19 protein-coding genes are annotated in these 15,788 nt (G+C 72.3%); 12 read left to right on the forward strand and 7 right to left on the reverse strand.

Annotation, left to right across the window (positions count from 1 at the left end):
• The first annotated feature begins 23 nt into the window (after positions 1-23).
• Complete coding sequence (locus MED15_RS06420; protein WP_112601546.1) at positions 24-674, forward strand: flagellar basal body-associated FliL family protein; 651 nt, start codon at positions 24-26, stop codon at positions 672-674.
• A 10-nt stretch (positions 675-684) separates the two neighbouring features.
• Here the strand turns inward: MED15_RS06420 and MED15_RS06425 are convergent, their stop codons facing one another.
• Entirely contained in the window at positions 685-1,377 is a 693-nt protein-coding gene (locus tag MED15_RS06425) for a hypothetical protein (RefSeq protein ID WP_112588150.1), read from the reverse strand.
• 328 nt (positions 1,378-1,705) lie between these two features.
• Here MED15_RS06425 and MED15_RS06430 point away from each other — a divergent pair, with 328 nt between their 5' ends.
• The 4 genes from MED15_RS06430 to MED15_RS06445 are packed head-to-tail and all read left to right on the forward strand — an operon-like array spanning position 1,706 to position 4,481.
• Positions 1,706-2,191, forward strand: a complete 486-nt coding sequence (locus tag MED15_RS06430; RefSeq protein ID WP_007073334.1) for a CarD family transcriptional regulator — start codon at positions 1,706-1,708, stop codon at positions 2,189-2,191.
• A gap of 56 nt (positions 2,192-2,247) precedes the next feature.
• A complete protein-coding gene (ispD, locus tag MED15_RS06435) occupies positions 2,248-2,943 on the forward strand; it encodes a 2-C-methyl-D-erythritol 4-phosphate cytidylyltransferase (protein ID WP_091403154.1) in 696 nt (231 codons plus the stop codon).
• Between the two features lie 13 nt (positions 2,944-2,956).
• The gene (gene ispF / locus MED15_RS06440; protein WP_112588173.1) at positions 2,957-3,442 is read left to right on the forward strand and encodes a 2-C-methyl-D-erythritol 2,4-cyclodiphosphate synthase; all 486 of its coding nucleotides are present in this window, start codon (positions 2,957-2,959) and stop codon (positions 3,440-3,442) included.
• Positions 3,443-3,452: 10 nt separating this feature from the next.
• Positions 3,453-4,481, forward strand: coding sequence for a tetratricopeptide repeat protein (locus tag MED15_RS06445; RefSeq protein ID WP_112735007.1), 1,029 nt, complete (start codon positions 3,453-3,455; stop codon positions 4,479-4,481).
• On the opposite strand, the gene MED15_RS06450 is transcribed toward MED15_RS06445, so the two are convergent.
• Entirely contained in the window at positions 4,478-5,644 is a 1,167-nt protein-coding gene (locus MED15_RS06450; RefSeq protein WP_112735008.1) for a homogentisate 1,2-dioxygenase, read from the reverse strand. The genes MED15_RS06445 and MED15_RS06450 overlap by 4 nt on opposite strands.
• Before the next feature lie 94 nt (positions 5,645-5,738).
• On the opposite strand from MED15_RS06450, the gene MED15_RS06455 reads away from it, so the two are divergent.
• The 6 genes from MED15_RS06455 to MED15_RS06480 all read left to right on the forward strand — a co-directional run bounded on the left by MED15_RS06455 (position 5,739) and on the right by MED15_RS06480 (position 10,616).
• Positions 5,739-6,608 carry a hypothetical protein gene (locus MED15_RS06455; RefSeq protein WP_112735009.1) on the forward strand — a complete coding sequence of 290 codons (870 nt, stop codon included), beginning with the start codon at positions 5,739-5,741 and terminating at the stop codon, positions 6,606-6,608.
• Positions 6,605-7,801 carry a fumarylacetoacetase gene (fahA, locus tag MED15_RS06460; protein WP_112735010.1) on the forward strand — a complete coding sequence of 399 codons (1,197 nt, stop codon included), beginning with the start codon at positions 6,605-6,607 and terminating at the stop codon, positions 7,799-7,801. Before MED15_RS06455 ends, fahA begins: the two co-directional genes overlap by 4 nt.
• A gap of 175 nt (positions 7,802-7,976) precedes the next feature.
• The gene (locus tag MED15_RS06465; protein ID WP_112588140.1) at positions 7,977-8,186 is read left to right on the forward strand and encodes a DUF397 domain-containing protein; all 210 of its coding nucleotides are present in this window, start codon (positions 7,977-7,979) and stop codon (positions 8,184-8,186) included.
• A gap of 144 nt (positions 8,187-8,330) precedes the next feature.
• The gene (locus tag MED15_RS06470; RefSeq protein WP_091403139.1) at positions 8,331-8,813 is read left to right on the forward strand and encodes an SRPBCC family protein; all 483 of its coding nucleotides are present in this window, start codon (positions 8,331-8,333) and stop codon (positions 8,811-8,813) included.
• An 81-nt stretch (positions 8,814-8,894) separates the two neighbouring features.
• Positions 8,895-10,151, forward strand: a complete 1,257-nt coding sequence (locus tag MED15_RS06475; RefSeq protein WP_112735011.1) for an outer membrane protein assembly factor BamB family protein — start codon at positions 8,895-8,897, stop codon at positions 10,149-10,151.
• 102 nt (positions 10,152-10,253) lie between these two features.
• Positions 10,254-10,616: an LPXTG cell wall anchor domain-containing protein gene (locus MED15_RS06480; RefSeq protein ID WP_112588136.1), complete on the forward strand. Its 363-nt coding sequence runs from the start codon at positions 10,254-10,256 to the stop codon at positions 10,614-10,616.
• Positions 10,617-10,656: 40 nt separating this feature from the next.
• Here the strand turns inward: MED15_RS06480 and MED15_RS06485 are convergent, their stop codons facing one another.
• Positions 10,657-11,580, reverse strand: coding sequence for a hypothetical protein (locus MED15_RS06485; protein ID WP_208646569.1), 924 nt, complete (start codon positions 11,578-11,580; stop codon positions 10,657-10,659).
• Between the two features lie 127 nt (positions 11,581-11,707).
• Positions 11,708-12,262, reverse strand: a complete 555-nt coding sequence (locus MED15_RS06490; RefSeq protein ID WP_225855229.1) for a hypothetical protein — start codon at positions 12,260-12,262, stop codon at positions 11,708-11,710.
• 178 nt (positions 12,263-12,440) lie between these two features.
• Here MED15_RS06490 and MED15_RS06495 point away from each other — a divergent pair, with 178 nt between their 5' ends.
• Entirely contained in the window at positions 12,441-12,893 is a 453-nt protein-coding gene (locus MED15_RS06495; protein WP_146766693.1) for a hypothetical protein, read from the forward strand.
• A gap of 91 nt (positions 12,894-12,984) precedes the next feature.
• Here MED15_RS06495 and hisC read toward each other — a convergent pair whose 3' ends face one another.
• Genes hisC through MED15_RS06510 form a run of 3 tightly spaced genes read right to left on the reverse strand, consistent with a single transcriptional unit; the run spans position 12,985 to position 15,784 of the window.
• Positions 12,985-14,088: a histidinol-phosphate transaminase gene (gene hisC / locus MED15_RS06500; RefSeq protein WP_112588132.1), complete on the reverse strand. Its 1,104-nt coding sequence runs from the start codon at positions 14,086-14,088 to the stop codon at positions 12,985-12,987.
• A complete protein-coding gene (locus MED15_RS06505) occupies positions 14,085-15,080 on the reverse strand; it encodes an RDD family protein (RefSeq protein ID WP_112735014.1) in 996 nt (331 codons plus the stop codon). Before MED15_RS06505 ends, hisC begins: the two co-directional genes overlap by 4 nt.
• The gene (locus MED15_RS06510; protein WP_112735015.1) at positions 15,077-15,784 is read right to left on the reverse strand and encodes an RDD family protein; all 708 of its coding nucleotides are present in this window, start codon (positions 15,782-15,784) and stop codon (positions 15,077-15,079) included. Before MED15_RS06510 ends, MED15_RS06505 begins: the two co-directional genes overlap by 4 nt.
• Between the last annotated feature and the right edge of the window lie 4 nt (positions 15,785-15,788).

Here is a 15,788-nt window from a genome sequence, read left to right on the forward strand (position 1 = left end):
CCTCCGGCCGGTACGCTCACGGGGTGGATGTGACCTCGGACGACCGGCTGCGCTCGGTGGTCCTGTTTGGCGCGGCGGCGGCCGTCCTGGTCGTCGGCGGCTGGTGGTGGCGTGCCGCCGCGCCCGCGTCGACGGCAGGGACGGCTGTCCCTTCGGCGGCGGCGGTGCCATCGGTCGGGCCGAGCGTCAGCACCCCGATGGAACGTCTCCTCGCGGCCGAGGAGCCCGATGAGCGGGTGACGGTGAGGTTGGACCCGAACACCGGCGAGGTCCTCCGGGTGCGCAACGGCTCGCACGTGGTGCTCGACCCGGCGACGGGCTCGATCACCGACATCGAGGGCGATCCCGCGGTGCTCTTTCCCGCGGGTGAGCTGCCCTCGTTTCAAATGACGATCTGGCGGGAGGAGCGGGAGCTCGCTCCTGGTCAGGATGTGACCCGGCAGGCCAGCAACGACGGCTCCCGCTACCTGCTCCAGTACCGGTGCACCCGGCCGGGCACGCTGGCGGTGACGAGCGACGAGGCCAAGATCAACGGTCCGGCGCGCATCGACTGCGACGGCACGGTCGCCAATGCCGAGGTGCTGCCCGGCGCCGGGCCGTTCCGGGTGTCACTGACGGCCGCCGACCGGCCCATCGACATCCAGGCGCAGCTCGTCGCCCTGCCCCCTCGCTGACAGGGGCCGCTCAGGCGGCCAGGGCGCTCAGGTCGCTCCGGTAGGAATCGACAGTGCCCAGGTCGGGCAGCACCCGGGTCACAGTGCCGGCCCGGTCGACCAGCAGGGCGGTCGCGGCGCCGGGGCGGGCCGGCAGGCTCAGGAACGAACGCAGGCCTCCGGCGGGGTCGGCCAGGGCGCGAGCCTGCCGCCCGATGATGGGACTGGCTGGCGCCGTCCGCCCTCCGGTGACGGTGACCACGGAGACGCCGGCGGGCGCGGCCGCCAGGGCGTCGGTGACGCGGTCCGGGCAGGGGCAGCCGTCCAACAAAATGATCATGGCGGGCAGTAGGCCGCGCAGTGGCACTGGTGCGTCGTCCGCGTCGACCAGGTCCAGTGCGGGCAGCGCCCGACCGACGAGGGTCGCGGGTGGCGAGTAGGGGGCCGGGGTCGGCCGGTCGGCGCCGCGGTTGGCGCGGGGCCAGGTGACCGCCAGCAGACCGGCCAGCGTGGTGAGGACCGCCACCAGCAGGACCACCAGCGGCAGGCCCAGGGCCCGGTGACCGCCCGGGAGGCCACTGGCCCGGCGCAGCTCACGGCGAACCTGAGCGGCCTCGACGGCCAGCGCGGAGGCGTCGTCGGGAACCACCACGCGGCCCCATTCGGGCGGTAGGCCGGGCAGGCCGTCGGCTGGCCCGTGACCCTCTGCGTCCGGCTTGCCCATCGGACCTCCTGGAAGCGTCTCGAGAGCGGAGTGCGGCTCGGTCTCCAGGGTCGCGCACCAGGGGCTCCTCCCGCTACATCTGGGCGCGGTCCTGCTGGCCGGGCTACCATGGGAGGAGCGCATAGCCCTTGATCTCGACGTTCTGTTCACCCGTACCGGGCAGTCATTTCCGCGTTACGGAGTGTGTTCGAACCATCGGTTTGACCGCCTGTCAAGCTGAAGCAAGACCTCTCACAGGGCCCCTGAGCTGCGCCAACGGTCAGGACATCGGTGAGACATCGGTGCCTGAGCGTGTTACCCTAGACACAGCGAAAGGGGTTTCGAACCTATGGTTTTCAGTGTCGGCGAGACCGTTGTTTACCCCCACCACGGGGCCGCACTCATCGAGGCAATCGAGACTCGGGTCATCAAGGGCGAGCCTAAGCAATACCTCGTCCTGAGGGTCGCGCAGGGTGACCTGACGGTCCGGGTGCCGGCCGAGAACGCCGAGATCGTGGGCGTCCGCGAGGTGGTCGGCGAAGAGGGCCTCGGGAAGGTCTTCGACGTTCTGCGGGCTCCGCACACCGAGGAGCCGACCAACTGGTCACGGCGTTACAAGGCCAATCTGGAAAAGCTGGCTTCCGGCAACCCGCTGAAGGTCGCCGAGGTCGTGCGTGACCTGTGGCGCCGGGAGCGGGAGCGGGGCCTCTCTGCGGGCGAGAAGCGGATGCTCGCCAAGGCCCGCGACATTCTCGTCGGCGAGGTCGCGCTGGCCGAGAAGAGCACCAAGGACGAGGCGGAGACGCTGCTCGACAAGGTCCTCACCGAGGCCTAGTCCGCACAGCATCGTCGTACCCACTTCGTAGTGAAGAAACCACCGAGGACCGCGACGTGACCGCGCAGCTCAATCCGCGCGGTGACGTCGCGGTCCTCGTGCCTGCGGCGGGTGCCGGCGTACGGCTCGGCCCCGGCCGACCCAAGGCGCTGCGCCTGCTCGCCGGTGAACCGCTGTTGGTGCACGCCGTGCGTCGACTGGCCGCCGCTCCGTCGGTGCACACCATCGTGGTGGCCGCGCCGGCCGCCGAGGTGCAGGCCGTCCGCGAGCTGTTGGCCCCGGTCGCCCCGGTGATCGTGGTGCCCGGCGGTGCCGAACGGCAGGCGTCGGTGGCCGCCGCGCTGGCCGCTGTCCCCGCCGGCCCGACGATCGTCCTGGTGCACGATGCCGCCCGGGCGCTCACCCCACCTGATCTGGTCGAATCTGTCGCGGCGGCGGTGCGTGGCGGGCGTGACGCGGTGATCCCGGTCCTACCGGTCGTCGACACGATCAAGGAAGTCGGTGCCGACGAGGTCGTGCTCGGCACCGTCGACCGTTCCGCCCTGCGCGCGGTGCAGACCCCGCAGGGTTTCCGTCGGGCCGTGCTCAGCGCCGCCCACGCCGCCGCCGGTGACTCCCTCACCGACGACGCCGGGCTGGTCGAGAAGCAGGGCGTCGCGGTGAGCTGCGTGCCCGGCTCGGAGTACGCGGTGAAAATCACCCGACCGTTCGACCTGGCTCTGGCCGAGCATCTGCTTGCCGCTGCCGGTTGACGCGTACCCTCTGATCATGATCGTTCCCCGGGTGGCCATCGGCACCGACGTGCACGCGTTCGAGCCGGGCCGGCCCTGCTGGGTGGCCGGGCTGCTCTGGCCCGATCAGGACGGCCTCGCCGGGCACTCGGACGCCGACGTCGCCGCGCACGCCGCCTGCAACGCGCTGCTCTCCGCCGCCGGTCTCGGTGATCTCGGTTCCGCCTTCGGGGTGGGCCAGCCGGAGTGGGCCGGCGCGTCCGGGGTGGCTCTGCTGACCGAGACGGCCCGTCGGGTGCGCGTCGCCGGCCTGGAGATCGGCAACGTGTCCGTGCAGGTCATCGGCAATCGCCCCAAGATCGGCCGGCGCCGCGCAGAGGCGCAGGAGGTCCTCTCCGCTGCGGTCGGCGCTCCGGTCACCGTCTCGGCGGCGACCACGGACGGGCTCGGCTTCGCCGGCCGCGAGGAAGGGTTGGCCGGGGTCGCGGTGGCCCTGGTGTACGACGCGCCGGCCGCCTAGGCTCGCCGCGATGTCCAGCGACCCCGCCCCCGACCAGTTCGCCGCCGACGGCTACGTCCAGCGGGCCCAACTCCTGGCCGAACTCGGCCGCTACGACGAGGCGGCCGGGGAGCTGGCGTACGGGTTGGCCCTCCAGCCGGATGACGTCGACGCGCTCACCATGCTGGCCCGGGTGCACCTGGCCGCCGGCCGCCCGGCCGAGGCGCTCACGGCCGCCGACACGGCCGTGGCCGCCGCACCGGAGGCCCTGCCGCCATTGGTCGCCAGGGGCATGGCCCTGGCCGACCTGGAGCGCTACAGCGAGTCGGCGGCCACCGCCGATCGGATCCTCACCCTCGGCCCGGCCGACGCGTATGCCCAGCGGAGCGCCGCGGCGATCCTGGCCGGCGCCCGCAACGGTCAGCCGGCGCTGAACGCGGCCTGGCGCGGTGTCGAGTTGGCCCCGCAGGAGCCGCAGGCGCACCTGGTGCTCAGCCTGGTCGCCGCCCGCCTGGACCTGTTCGACCTGGCCGAGCGGGCCTACCGGGAGGCGCTGCGGCTCGACCCGCGGATCGGCGAGGCCGGCCACGACGTGGGTGTCATGCGGCTGGAGCAGCGCCGCTGGTCGGAGGCGTTGGAGCACGTCGCCGAGGCGGTGACGGTCAGCCCGAGCCGGATCGACTCGCCACGAACCCTCGCGTACGGGCTGCACCGCCTGGTGCTCTACGGCGCGGGCTGGTCGCTGGCGGCGGCGGTGCTGGTCGCGTTCGCGGCGTCGGCGAGCGACGGGTTCTCCCGCGTCCTGGCGGTGCTCGCCGCCCTGACCGGCGGGATCATCGTCTGGCAGCTCGCGGCTCGGCTGCCCGGGCTGACCCGGACCGTCCTGCCCGCCCTGCTGCACTCGGACCGGGCGATGGCCCTGGCCATCTACGCCGTGGCCGCCGCGCCGCTGCTGCTGCTGGTGTACGCCATGGTCGGCTCCCCGTGGCCCCTGGTGCTGGCCATCGCCACCACGGCGGTAGCCGAGTTCGCCGTATTCACCAGAACCGCCATCCGCTAGACAGAACGCGCCCAGGTCCAGGCGTACCCCTCGTCTTCGCAGGAGCTGGCGGCGTCGCAGAGATCCAGCGGGCGGAAGGTGTCGACCATGACGGCCAGCTCGTCGAAGTAGTCCGCGCCGATGGAACGCTCGGCGGCACCCGGCTGGGGGCCGTGGGTGAAACCGGACGGGTGCAGGGAGATCGAGCCCTGTTCGATGCCGGAGCCGCGCCGCGCCTCGTAGTTGCCCCCGGTGTAGAACAGCATCTCGTCGGAGTCGACGTTGTGGTGGTTGTACGGCACCGGGATCGACTGCGGGTGGTAGTCGACCTTGCGCGGCACGAACGAGCAGATGACGAAGTTGGGCCCCTGGAAGGTCTGGTGCACAGGTGGGGGCTGGTGGATGCGGCCGGTGATCGGCTCGAAGTCGTGGATGGAGAACGCCCACGGGTAGAGGTGCCCGTCCCAGCCGACCACGTCGAACGGGTGGTTCGCGTAGACGTAGCGGGTCCAACCGCGACGGTGCCGGACCAGCACCTCGACCTCCTCGCCGTCGACGAGCAGCGGGGCGTCGGGGCCGCGGACGTCCCGCTCGCAGTACGGCGAGTGCTCCAGGAACTGGCCGCGTACGGAGAGGTAGCGCTTGGGCGGGCCGATGTGCCCGGACGCCTCCACGGCGAGCAGCCGGACGGGCTGGTCGCCGGTGGGCACCAGCCGGTGGATGGTCGAGGTGGGGATGACGACGTAGTCACCGGCGACCGCGTCCAGCACCCCGAACGGGGACTCGACCCGCAGGGTGCCCGACTCGACGTAGAGGCAGTGGTCGCCGGTGGCGTCGCGGAACAGCGGTGAGGGTCGGTCGGCGAGGACGTACCCGATCCGTACGTCGTCGTTGGCGAGCAGGTACTGCCGGCCGAGGATGGGGTCGGAGCCGCCGGTGTCCAGTTTGTGGGTGCGCAGGTGGCGGGGCTTGAGCGGCAGGTTCGGCGCCCGGGTGAACGCGGGCGGGGTGAACTCGTCGGCGGCCAGGATCGCTGTGGGCGCGTGCCGGTGGTAGAGCAGGGACGAGTCGGAGGAGAAGCCCTCCTGGCCCATCAGCTCCTCGGCGTAGAGGCTGCCGTCGGGCTGCCGGAACTGGGTGTGGCGCTTGCGCGGCACCTCGCCGACGCTGCGGTAATACGGCATCTCGCCTCCCGATATTTCCCGTTCACCGGCCGAAGGCGTCCGATAATCGGACGCTGTTGTCCGTTCCTCGTAGCGTCCCGTACATTCTTGTTCCGTGTCAACGCAGGTGCCAGCACTCCTCCACGGCCTGGTGGACGACGCCGCCGTCTTCCCACCGGGCAGCGCCGCGCTGCACGACGCCCTGGCTGCCCACCGTCAACACCGCGCCGCCTGGTACGCCGACCTGGTCGGCCCCCTGCTGATCCCTGCGTCGGACGTGGCCGCCGGTGAGCTGAGCGGTGTCGTCGACCCGGGCGAGGGCCTGGTGGTCGGCGTGATCGGTGACACCGGGATCGCGAACCTGCCGTTCGCGCTGCCGTTTCTCGCCCCGGACGGCGTCACCGCGCGTCAGGTCGAGGTGGCGGTCGCCAAGCGCGGCGAGGACCCGCTGCCCGGCATCGCCGAGTTGCTGCGGCTGACCGACGAGCTGCCGGGCGTGGAAGCCGTCTACGCAGAGCTGCCGCTGACCTTCGGGCTGATGGGCGCACTGGACGCGCTCGTCGCGGCGCGGGCCGACGGGGCGCCGATCGCGGCCAAGTTCCGCACCGGCGGCCTGGCCGCCGAACTCTTCCCCACCCCGACCGAGCTGGCCGCGGTGATCTGCGCCTGCCGGGACCGGGGCCTGCCGTTCAAGCTGACCGCCGGGCTGCACCAGGCGATCAGACACCTGGACCCGGAGACCGGGTTCACCCACCACGGCTACGCCAACGTGCTGGCCGCGACCCTGGCCGCCGCCGACGGTGACGGTGTGCGCTCGGTCGCCGAGCTGCTGACCGTTGTCGACCCGCGCCCCCTGGTGGAGCGCACGACGGCACGGCTGGACGGGCCTCGCCCTCTGTGGGTGGGCTTCGGCTCGTGCAGCATCCTGGAACCACTGACCGATCTGATCCGGCTTGGGCTGGTGAACGGGGGCTACGACGCATGACCTGGGTAACCGGCGCCGACGGTTCGCCGTACGGGGTGACGAACCTGCCGTACGGGGTGTTCCGGCAGAACGGGGGTCCTGCGCGGATCGGCGTACGGATCGGGTCCTGGGTCTTCGACCTCGCGGCGGCCGAGGCCGCCGAGCTGGTGCTGGCCGCCGGCACGCTGTGCCGGCCCGTGCTCAACGACTTCATGGCCCTGGGTCGTCCGCAGTGGACGGCGGTACGGCAGCGGCTCACCGAGCTGCTGACCGACCCGGCGCACCGGGACGCTGTGGAGCCACTGCTGGTGCCCCTCGACGACGTGGAGCTGCTGCTCCCCATCGAGGTGGCCGACTACGTCGACTTCTACTCATCCGTTCACCACGCGTCGAACGTCGGGCAGATCTTCCGCCCCGGCCAGCCGCCGCTGCTGCCCAACTGGAAGCACCTGCCGATCGGCTACCACGGGCGGGCCGGCACGGTGGTCGTCTCCGGCACGCCGGTGACCCGGCCGACCGGGCAGCGGGGCTCCGCCGAGGGCCCGGTCACCGGCCCATCGGTACGCCTCGACATCGAGGCCGAGGTGGGCTTCGTGGTGGGCGTACCCAGCGCGTTGGGCGATCGGGTTTCCGTGGACGACTTCGCCGAGCACGTCTTCGGGGTGGTGCTGGTCAACGACTGGTCGGCCCGGGACATCCAGGCCTGGGAGTACCAGCCGCTCGGCCCCTTCCTGGGCAAGTCGTTCGCCACCTCGGTCTCGGCCTGGGTGACGCCGCTGGACGCCCTCGCCGACGCCTTCGTGCCAGCCCCCGACCAGGACCCGCCGGTGGTGGACTACCTGCGGGACGTGCCGCACCTGGGCCTGGACCTGCGCCTGGCGGTCGAGTGGAACGGCGACCAGGTCAGCGAGCCCCCGTTCGCCACCATGTACTGGACCCCCGCCCAGCAGTTGGCGCACCTCACCGTCAACGGCGCTTCGCTGCGCACCGGTGACCTGTACGCCTCCGGCACCGTCTCCGGCCCGGACCGAGGACAGGTCGGCTCCTTCCTGGAACTGACCTGGGGCGGGGCCGAGCCGGTCAAGGTGGGCGGCGAGAGCCGTACCTTCCTCGACGACGGCGACACGGTGACCATCACGGCCACCGCCCCCGGCCCGGACGGCACCACCATCGCCCTCGGTGAGGTATCCGGCACGGTTCGTCCGGCCCGCTGAGCGGGCACCCGCCATCCGTCTCGTGCATGGGACCCGTGATCGCACCGGCTGTGCGATCACCGGCCCTGGTTGATCCGTTGATCGTCCGGATTCCGTTGCTACACCGCGCAATCCGAGTCGGGCTCTGCCCGGCCGTCAGCGGTGGGGCATCCCGACGCACACGGAGGTAACGACGATGCACGATCTTGCGGGCGCGGTCTGGCGTACCAGCAGCCGCTCAAACGACCAGGGGCTCTGCGTGGAAGTGGCGGACAACCTGGTCGATGTCCATGGTCTGGTCGGGGTCCGCGACTCCAAGGACCAGGCCGGTCCCACACTCGCGGTCAGCCCGCCGGGGTGGACAGCGTTCATCGGCGCGATTCGGGCCGGCCACTTCGAGCGCTGACCGGCGCTTCGGCACCGGTCGACGACGACCGGAGCCGAAGCGACCGCCGAATCGGACAGCGTGGCCCCCGGACGGTGAAAATTCCGCTCCGGGGGCCCCGTCCGGCCCTCACTCCGCGTACCGTCGGGGACACGGGAGGGTGGCATGTCGACGGTGGCGATTACCGGGATCATCGAGGCGCACGCTGTCGACGTCTGGCGTCTGCTGACCGACCTGCCCGGCCGCGCGGCCCGGTTGACCGCAGCCGGCCCGATCGAGGTGCTCACTCCGGGTTCGTTCGGCCCGGGCACCTCCTGGCGCGAGGAGCGGGTCCAGCCGGGCGGCGGCACGCTGACCGAGGAGTTCCTGGTGGTCGAGGCGCTCGCACCGCAGCGACTGGTGCTCTGTTCCTCCGGCACCGGCGCCGACTACCGCATCACCTGGAGCTTGCGGCCGGTCCGCCGCCGCCGTCGGGGTTGCACCGCGATCACCGTCACCCACGAGGCGGTGCCGACCGCTCCGTACGGTCGGGTGGTGGCGCTGCTGCTCGGTGGGCTGGCCGCGCGGGCGGTCGAGGCGGCGCTCTGGCGTGATCTCGCCGACCTCGCCGTCGCGGCCGGTGCCACCGGCTCCGTCGAAGCCGCCTGAGCGCCAGTCGCTCAGCCCTCGCCGTGACCTGAACGGGGTCCGGCCCCCTCCGCTGGGTAGGGTGCCGGGCGGAGGTGCGGCATGAGGTTCCCGAGAGGCCGGCGACGGCTCGCGATCGCGGTCGCGGCGCTGCTCGCGACGGCGGCCGTCGTGGTCATCGTCCACCGGGTCCTCGCACCGGCAGAGGTGAGCACTGTGGCGCGCGCCGACTATCCGGCCCCGGCCCGACCGGCTGCCGGAGTGATCGGTCGGTTGCCGGTCGCCCCGTTGATCGTCGACGGGAGACTGCGGGTGTACGCCGCACACCGCCAGGTCTACGCCGACCGGCCGGTCGACGGGCGGTACCGGACCAGCCCGTACTGGTCGTACCGGCGGTGGCCGGCGGAGCTGACCGGGGTGGTGGCCAGCGGCAGCACGGTGGTCAGCCGCTGGTCCGACGGGGAACTCGTCGCACTCGACGCCCGGACCGGCGGGGTGCTCTGGCGAGCCGACGGCCCGGAGCCCGTCGAGAGCACGGCACCGGTGCGTCGTACCTGGGCGGCGGTCGTCTGGGATGCGCCCGGGCTGCAGCTCACCGACCTTCCCGACGGGCGGATCGTGCTGGTGGTGACCGGGGATGCCCAGGCGCGTGGGGTCGAGCTGAGCGGCGGCCGGGAGCTGTGGCGGGTCGAGCTGCCCGGCAGGTGTCGTAGCGATGTCGGCACCACCGCCACCGGGCAGCTGATCGGCCTGGACACCTGCGCCGGAGCGGCCACTGTCGAGTTCCGGGACGCGGCGACGGGCGAGGTGCGTGAGCGTTGGCGACCGCCGGGCGGCCCGGACAGGTTTGTGGTGACGCCGCTCGGCTGTCGTACCGGCGGGTCGGACTGTCTGGGGTTGCGGACCGCCGGGCCGGGTGACGAGGGCGGTCGGGGTTGGTTGTTGGCTGCCGGTTCGCCGGTCGCCGCCCCCGCGCTGGACCCGGCCGGCGCCGCGCTGGTCGGTGAGCAGTCCGTCGCCGTGCTCGACGGGGTCGTCGTGGGCCGATCGGCGCGTACGGGCACCGAGCTGTGGCGGTCCGCGGGCCTGAGCGGGGCCGGGGTGCTGGCCGGGCAGCCTGGCCGCGTGCATCTGCTGACCGAGGCGAACGATCTGGTGACGCTGGATCCGGTGACCGGCAGGCAGTTGTCCCGCTTCGTGCTCAACGTCGGCTCGGACGGGACCGGCTGGGCACCCGGGGCGGTGACGGCCGAGGACGGGTTCGTCGCGATCGAGCGGCTCCGCAAGCCGGTCGACCCGACTGGCGACGACCGGCGCTACTACTACACCGGCGAGGCGGTGATCCTGGCCGCCACCTGATCGTGGCGTCTTCGACCACGGAACACCGAACCGTTCCATTCCCTTTGTCGCAAAAGGGTACTTTTTTCATGGTTCAGGTTTTCCAGTGGAAGGGGTCGGCGCATGGCCAGGACAGCAGCCAACTACCTCGCGGGTGGCGCGCTCGCCGCCACCGCGAGCCTGGCGTTGGCGGTGTCGCCGGTGCTGGCCGCCGACCCCGCCTCGGCGCGGGGGTTCGGCGTCGTCCGGGCCGAGCCGTCGGCGGGCACGGGCGTCACCTTCGAGATCCTGCCGGCGTCGCCGACCCCGCCCCCGACTCAGCCACCGCCCACGTCCACACCGACGGCACCACCCCAGCCCACACCGAGCCACGGCGGTGAGTTGCCGGTCACCGGGTCGGGTGGGTCGGCGCTGCTCCTCGCCGTGCTGGGCGCAGCCCTGATCGTCGCCGGGTGGTTCGCCGCCCGCCGGAGCCGGCCGAGCTGACGGGCCCGGCCGGAGCCGGTGGTCGGGCTGCCCCGCGCGATCAAAGCCGGGCCGGGGTGCGCTCCCTCGGGCGGCGAGTGGGAGGCCGACCGGACCGGCGGGAACGGCGGGCCAGCATGGCGAGGCCGACGGCCAGCAGCAGGCCCACGACGGCCGCCGCCACGGTCCACCCGGAGAAGATCCGGGAGACGACACTGCCCCGTTTGCCGACCTGACCAGCGTCGGGGAACGTGACCTGCGCGGTGATGCTCCGCTTCACCAGGCCGCTCTCCAGGTTCACCTCCGCCTTCCAGGGGCCGTTCGGCAACGTGGTCGGGAGTCGGGCGATGACGTGCCCGGAGGCGCCCGGTGCCAGCGTGACGCCCTGCCCGACCGGAAACGGGCCGGCCCGACTGCCGGCCGGGCCATCGCTCAGGAGGACCGCGCCGGTCAGGTCGAGGGCTCGGCCTCCGGTGTTGGTGACCTGAACGGTCATCGACGGCTCGCCCTCGGGGCTGCGGGCGGGGCGTACCTCGCCGATCGAGAAGTCGGAGGCGGGTTCGCCACCGGGCCCGATGTCGAGGTACATCCGGACTCCGACCCGGTGGACCTGCATGATCTCGCCGCCGGACCGGGGCGTTGAGGCGGTGGATGCCCAGACCACCCCGTACCGCTCGCCCCGGGAGGCGGTCGGCGGCACCGTGATGGTCGCTCGGACCCGGGTCTCGCCCCACGGTCCGAGCTCGACCGAGCGTTCGTCGAGTGTGACCCAGGAGGTCAACTCGTTCTCGGCGCGACCCTCGCCGAAGCGGAACGCCGCATCCTTCACTGTCGCGGCCGCCGGATACACGTCGACCCGACGGGTCTGGTCGGTGCGGTTGACGATCAGCAGTTGCCGCTTGACGGTGGTGCCCGGCGATAGGTGGTCGACGATGTAGCGCAGCGCCCGGGGGTCGGTGCGGCGCTCGGTCGGGGCTTCCAGCAACCGGATACCGATGGTGCCGTCGTCCGATCCCGCTTCCGGCTCGACCGCGCCGGCCCGGGTCGACAGACCCGGACCGGCGAGGCAGAACAGGGTGAGGGCGACCGCGATGGTCGACCGCCCCCGGCGGCTACGCCACCGAATGTGTCACCGTGCCGCTGTAGACGCCCGCGATGCTGTCCAGCGGAACGTTGACTTCCAGGGTGGGGTTCCAGCTGGCGGTGTTGCCCCCGCTGCCGCCACCGTGGGTGAACGCGGTGAGCGGGGTGACGCTGGACAGCGGCAGGGCGTTGGCGGCGGTGGCCTGCCCCGGCGTGAAGGTGCCGTCGCCGGTGAAGGCCGTTGTCGGGCCGGACCAGTAGTCGATCTCCTCGGGGAGGACCGTCTCGGGCGGTGAGCCGCCGCCGGTCTGGAAGACGCTCGCGGTCACCGAGGCGACCCAGGAGGCGTCGGCGGCGCCTCGGGAGTCGGTCACCGTCACCACGCCGAGCTGGCCGGTGATGACGCCACCGGGGGCACCGTCACCGAGGTCGGCGGCGGTCGGCGCGACGATGTCGAGAGTGCCGACGAGCACCTCGAAGGTGGTGTCGGTGGTGTCGGTGGGCGCGGCGGCAGCCGGCGCGGCGAGGAAGCCCACCATCGCCGCGGCGGCCGCCCCGGCCAGACAGATCTTGGCAGTACGCACTGTGGTTTACCCCGTTCTCGAAGTGAGCCGCCGCGGTCCTCGACACGTGCGGCCACTTCGGAACATAGGGTAGAAACCACGCAAAAATGGACAAAAGGCTTCGGTTCACGAATTGGAGGGCGCTTGACGGTCGAGGTGACGGTCATCAGACTCGGCCGACCTGGATTGGAGACACGAGATGCGTGTTGGTCGTCCCGCCGTATGCCTGGCCATCGGCATGGTCGTCCCCTTGCTGGTGGTCGGCGGCTGCACCAGCGACACGACGACACGATCGGCTGCGCCGTCCGAACCCCCGCCCACCGGGCCCAGCCAGCCCACCTCCACCCCGGAAGCGCCGACAGGATGGTTCCCCACCGGCCGGGTGCTGCTGGCCGGCCCCCTGGCAGAGCAGAAGGAAGCGACCATCACCGAGGTTGTGCCCAGCGGGGCCAGCTTCACTGTGTATTTCGTCTGCACCGGGGGAGGCCGGATGGCGCTGGACGTGAAGGCCGCCGCGCCGCTGCGGTATCCCTGCGACGGGGTGCCCAACCTGTCGCAAGTCTTCGTCGACAAGGGCGTCTCGACCGATCTTGCCGTCCGGGTCGAGGGTGAGGCGCAGTGGCGACTGGCCGTGGTCGACGGAGCGCCCTAGCTGGGCACAGGGCGGGCGGAGCAGCTGGCTTCCCCGCCCGCCATGTCGTTCGCTCCCTGCCGGTGCGCCCGCCGCGACGGCGAGCTGTCGCTCAGGCCAGGGCGGCCTCGGCCGCCGCCAGGAACGCGTCGTTCTCGGCCGGGGTGCCGATGGTTACCCGGACCCCGTCTCCGGCGAACGGCCGCACGATCACCCCGCGCGCCTCGCACGCCTTGCCGAACGCCACGGCCCGCTCGCCCAACGGCAGCCAGACGAAGTTGGCCTGGCTCGTCGGCACCTCGGGCACGAACTTGCGCAACGCCTCGGTGACCCGGTCCCGCTCGGCGACGACCAGGGCGCAGCGACGCTCCATCTCCGCCACCTGGGTCAGCGCGGCGAGCGCCCCGGCCTGGGCTGCCGTGCTGCTGGAGAACGGGGTCGCCACCTTGCGGATGGCGGCCGCCACCACCGGCTGGGCAACCAGCCAGCCCATTCGCAGCCCGGCGAGCCCCCACGCCTTCGACAGCGTGCGCAACACCGCGACGTTCGGCCGTTCCAGGTAGTCGAGACCGTCCGGCACCTCCGCGTCGGTGACGAACTCCCGGTACGCCTCGTCGATGACCACCAGCACGTCGTCCGGCACCGCGTCGAGGAACCGGTCCAGCTCGGCCCGGCGCAGCGCCGTACCCGTGGGGTTGTTCGGGTTGCAGACGAAAATCACCCGGGTCCGGTCGGTCACCGCCGCGGCCATCGCCGCCAGGTCGTGCCCGTGCCCGGCGTCGTTGGGCACCCGCACGCTGGTCGCGCCGCTGGTCGCCACGATGATCGGGTACGCCTCGAAGGACCGCCACGAGTAGAGCACCTCGTCGCCGGGCAGGCAGGTGGCACGCACCAGGTGCTCGGCCAGCGCCACCGAACCGCAGCCGGTGGCGATCCGATCGGCGTCCACCCCGTACCGCTGGGCAAGCGCGTCCCGCAGCGCGACCACGCCCATGTCCGGGTAGCGGTGCGAGGTGGTGATCGCCTCGGTGACCGCCTCCACCACGCCGGGCAGCGGCCCGTACGGCACCTCGTTGCTGGCCAGCTTGATGGCCTCCGGCAGGCCCAACTCCCGGGCCAGGTCGGCGGGGCTGCGCCCCGGCACGTAGCTGGGCAGCGCGTCCAGGTCGACGCGGGTCAGCCGCAGCGCCGGCTGGTGACGTCCGGAGTCGGTCATGGGGTGTCTCCCGGGGGCTGGTTACGGTCGTTCGAGGGGGCGGTATCGGTGTGTGGGGGGACTTCGACGACCACCGTCTGCGCGCGCTTGTCGTGCAGCGCCTGGCGCAGGGGGTGGTCGAAGAGGGGGGAGAGAGCGTCGACCAGTTGCAGCACCAGGCCGAGCCCGGCGCAGTACCAGAGCAGAGTCGGCAGGCCCAGCGTGCTCCACCGGCTCAGCGCCCGGCGGACGCCCAGCGGCTGGTCGGCGGCCATCGGCACCGCCCGGATCCGCATCACCCGCTTGCCGACGGTCTGCCCGCCGGAGGCCATTGTCGGCACCTCGTACGCCAGCCAGAGCGCGGTGGCGATCAGCAGGATCGCCACCAGCAGGGAATTGGCCTGCTCGCTGGGGATCGGCAGGCCGTCGGCGGACGTGTCGCCGCGCGACGCGCGCCGGAAGACCTCCTGCCAGTACGGGGCCCACTCCTGCGCCCAGCGCCAGACGAACCAGCCGTTGACAACCACGTTCAGTGCGAAGACGAGACCGAAGTCGATCAGCCGGGCGACCAACCTACGGCCGTAGCCGGCCAGCCTGAGGCCGTGCGGTCGCGGCTCGGGCGGTCGTCCGGGCCAGCCGGGATGACCGGCCGGAGGCGCCCAGCCGGGAGGGACACCCGGTGGGGTCCAGCCAGGCGGACCGCCCTGCGGACCCCAGCCGGGAGGGCCCGCCTGTGGTCCCCAGCCCGGGCCGTGGCCCGGTTGCGGGCCGTACCCCGGGGGTGGGCCCTGCTGCTGCGGTGACCAGCCCGGCGCGCCGGTCGCCGACTCAGGAGTCGTCGACGCCGCGGGCGCGGCCGGGGTGACCGGCGCGGGCGGTGGCTCGGCCGGCGGCGGGCCGTCCGGCGGGGTCGCGTCGACGGGAATGGGCGCACCGAGCCAGCCCTCGCCGTCCCAGTAACGCCGGGTCTCGGTATCGGCGGGGTCGACATACCAGCCAGGTTGAACGCTCACGAAGACACCTTAACGACGACCGTCGCGGCGAACTTGTCATGGAGGCACTGCTGCCACGGCTTGTCCCAGAGCTGCCAGAACCCGTCGAGGTAGCTGATCCCGGGGACCAGTGAAGCCGCCAGGTACTGCACGAGCCATCGCCGGCCAGCCATCCGCCGGTCCAGGGTGTGGGCCGGGTCGATCGGTACAACGCGCAGCTTCATCACCTTCTTGCCGAGCGTCTGACCGCCGCGCTTGAGGTACTCCACGTGGTAAAGCCAGTAGAACCCGAGCATCAGGACGAGGAGCCCAAGCTGGAGCAGCAGGATCGGCAGGAAGAAGCCGACGAAGAAGGTGCCCGGCTCGGGTTCCACGAAAGTCCCGTCGGGATTGGTCTGCGTCATCTCGGTGAACATTCGCCACCAGAGGATGAGGAAGAACGGGCTGAACAACGCAAGCGACACCGCGCTCGCCAGTGCCGTGTCGATCAGCCAGGCCAGCAGCCGGTCGGTGAAGCTGGCCAGCGGCTGACCACTCGGGCTCAGCGGCGGGGGCAGCGGGCCGGGTGGGCCAGCATGCCATTGCGGCGGAGCGTACCCGGGTGGGGCGTACTGCGGCGGCGCGGCGTACCCGTGGGGGTGTGGGCCGGGCTGCGGCGCGAAGCCGCCGGCGGTGGGTCGGGGCCCACCGGCCGGCGGCGTCGGGTACGACGGAGGTTGCGTCACGCTC

Source organism: Micromonospora noduli, assembly GCF_003264475.1.
GTDB classification, from domain to species: Bacteria; Actinomycetota; Actinomycetes; order Mycobacteriales; family Micromonosporaceae; genus Micromonospora; species Micromonospora noduli.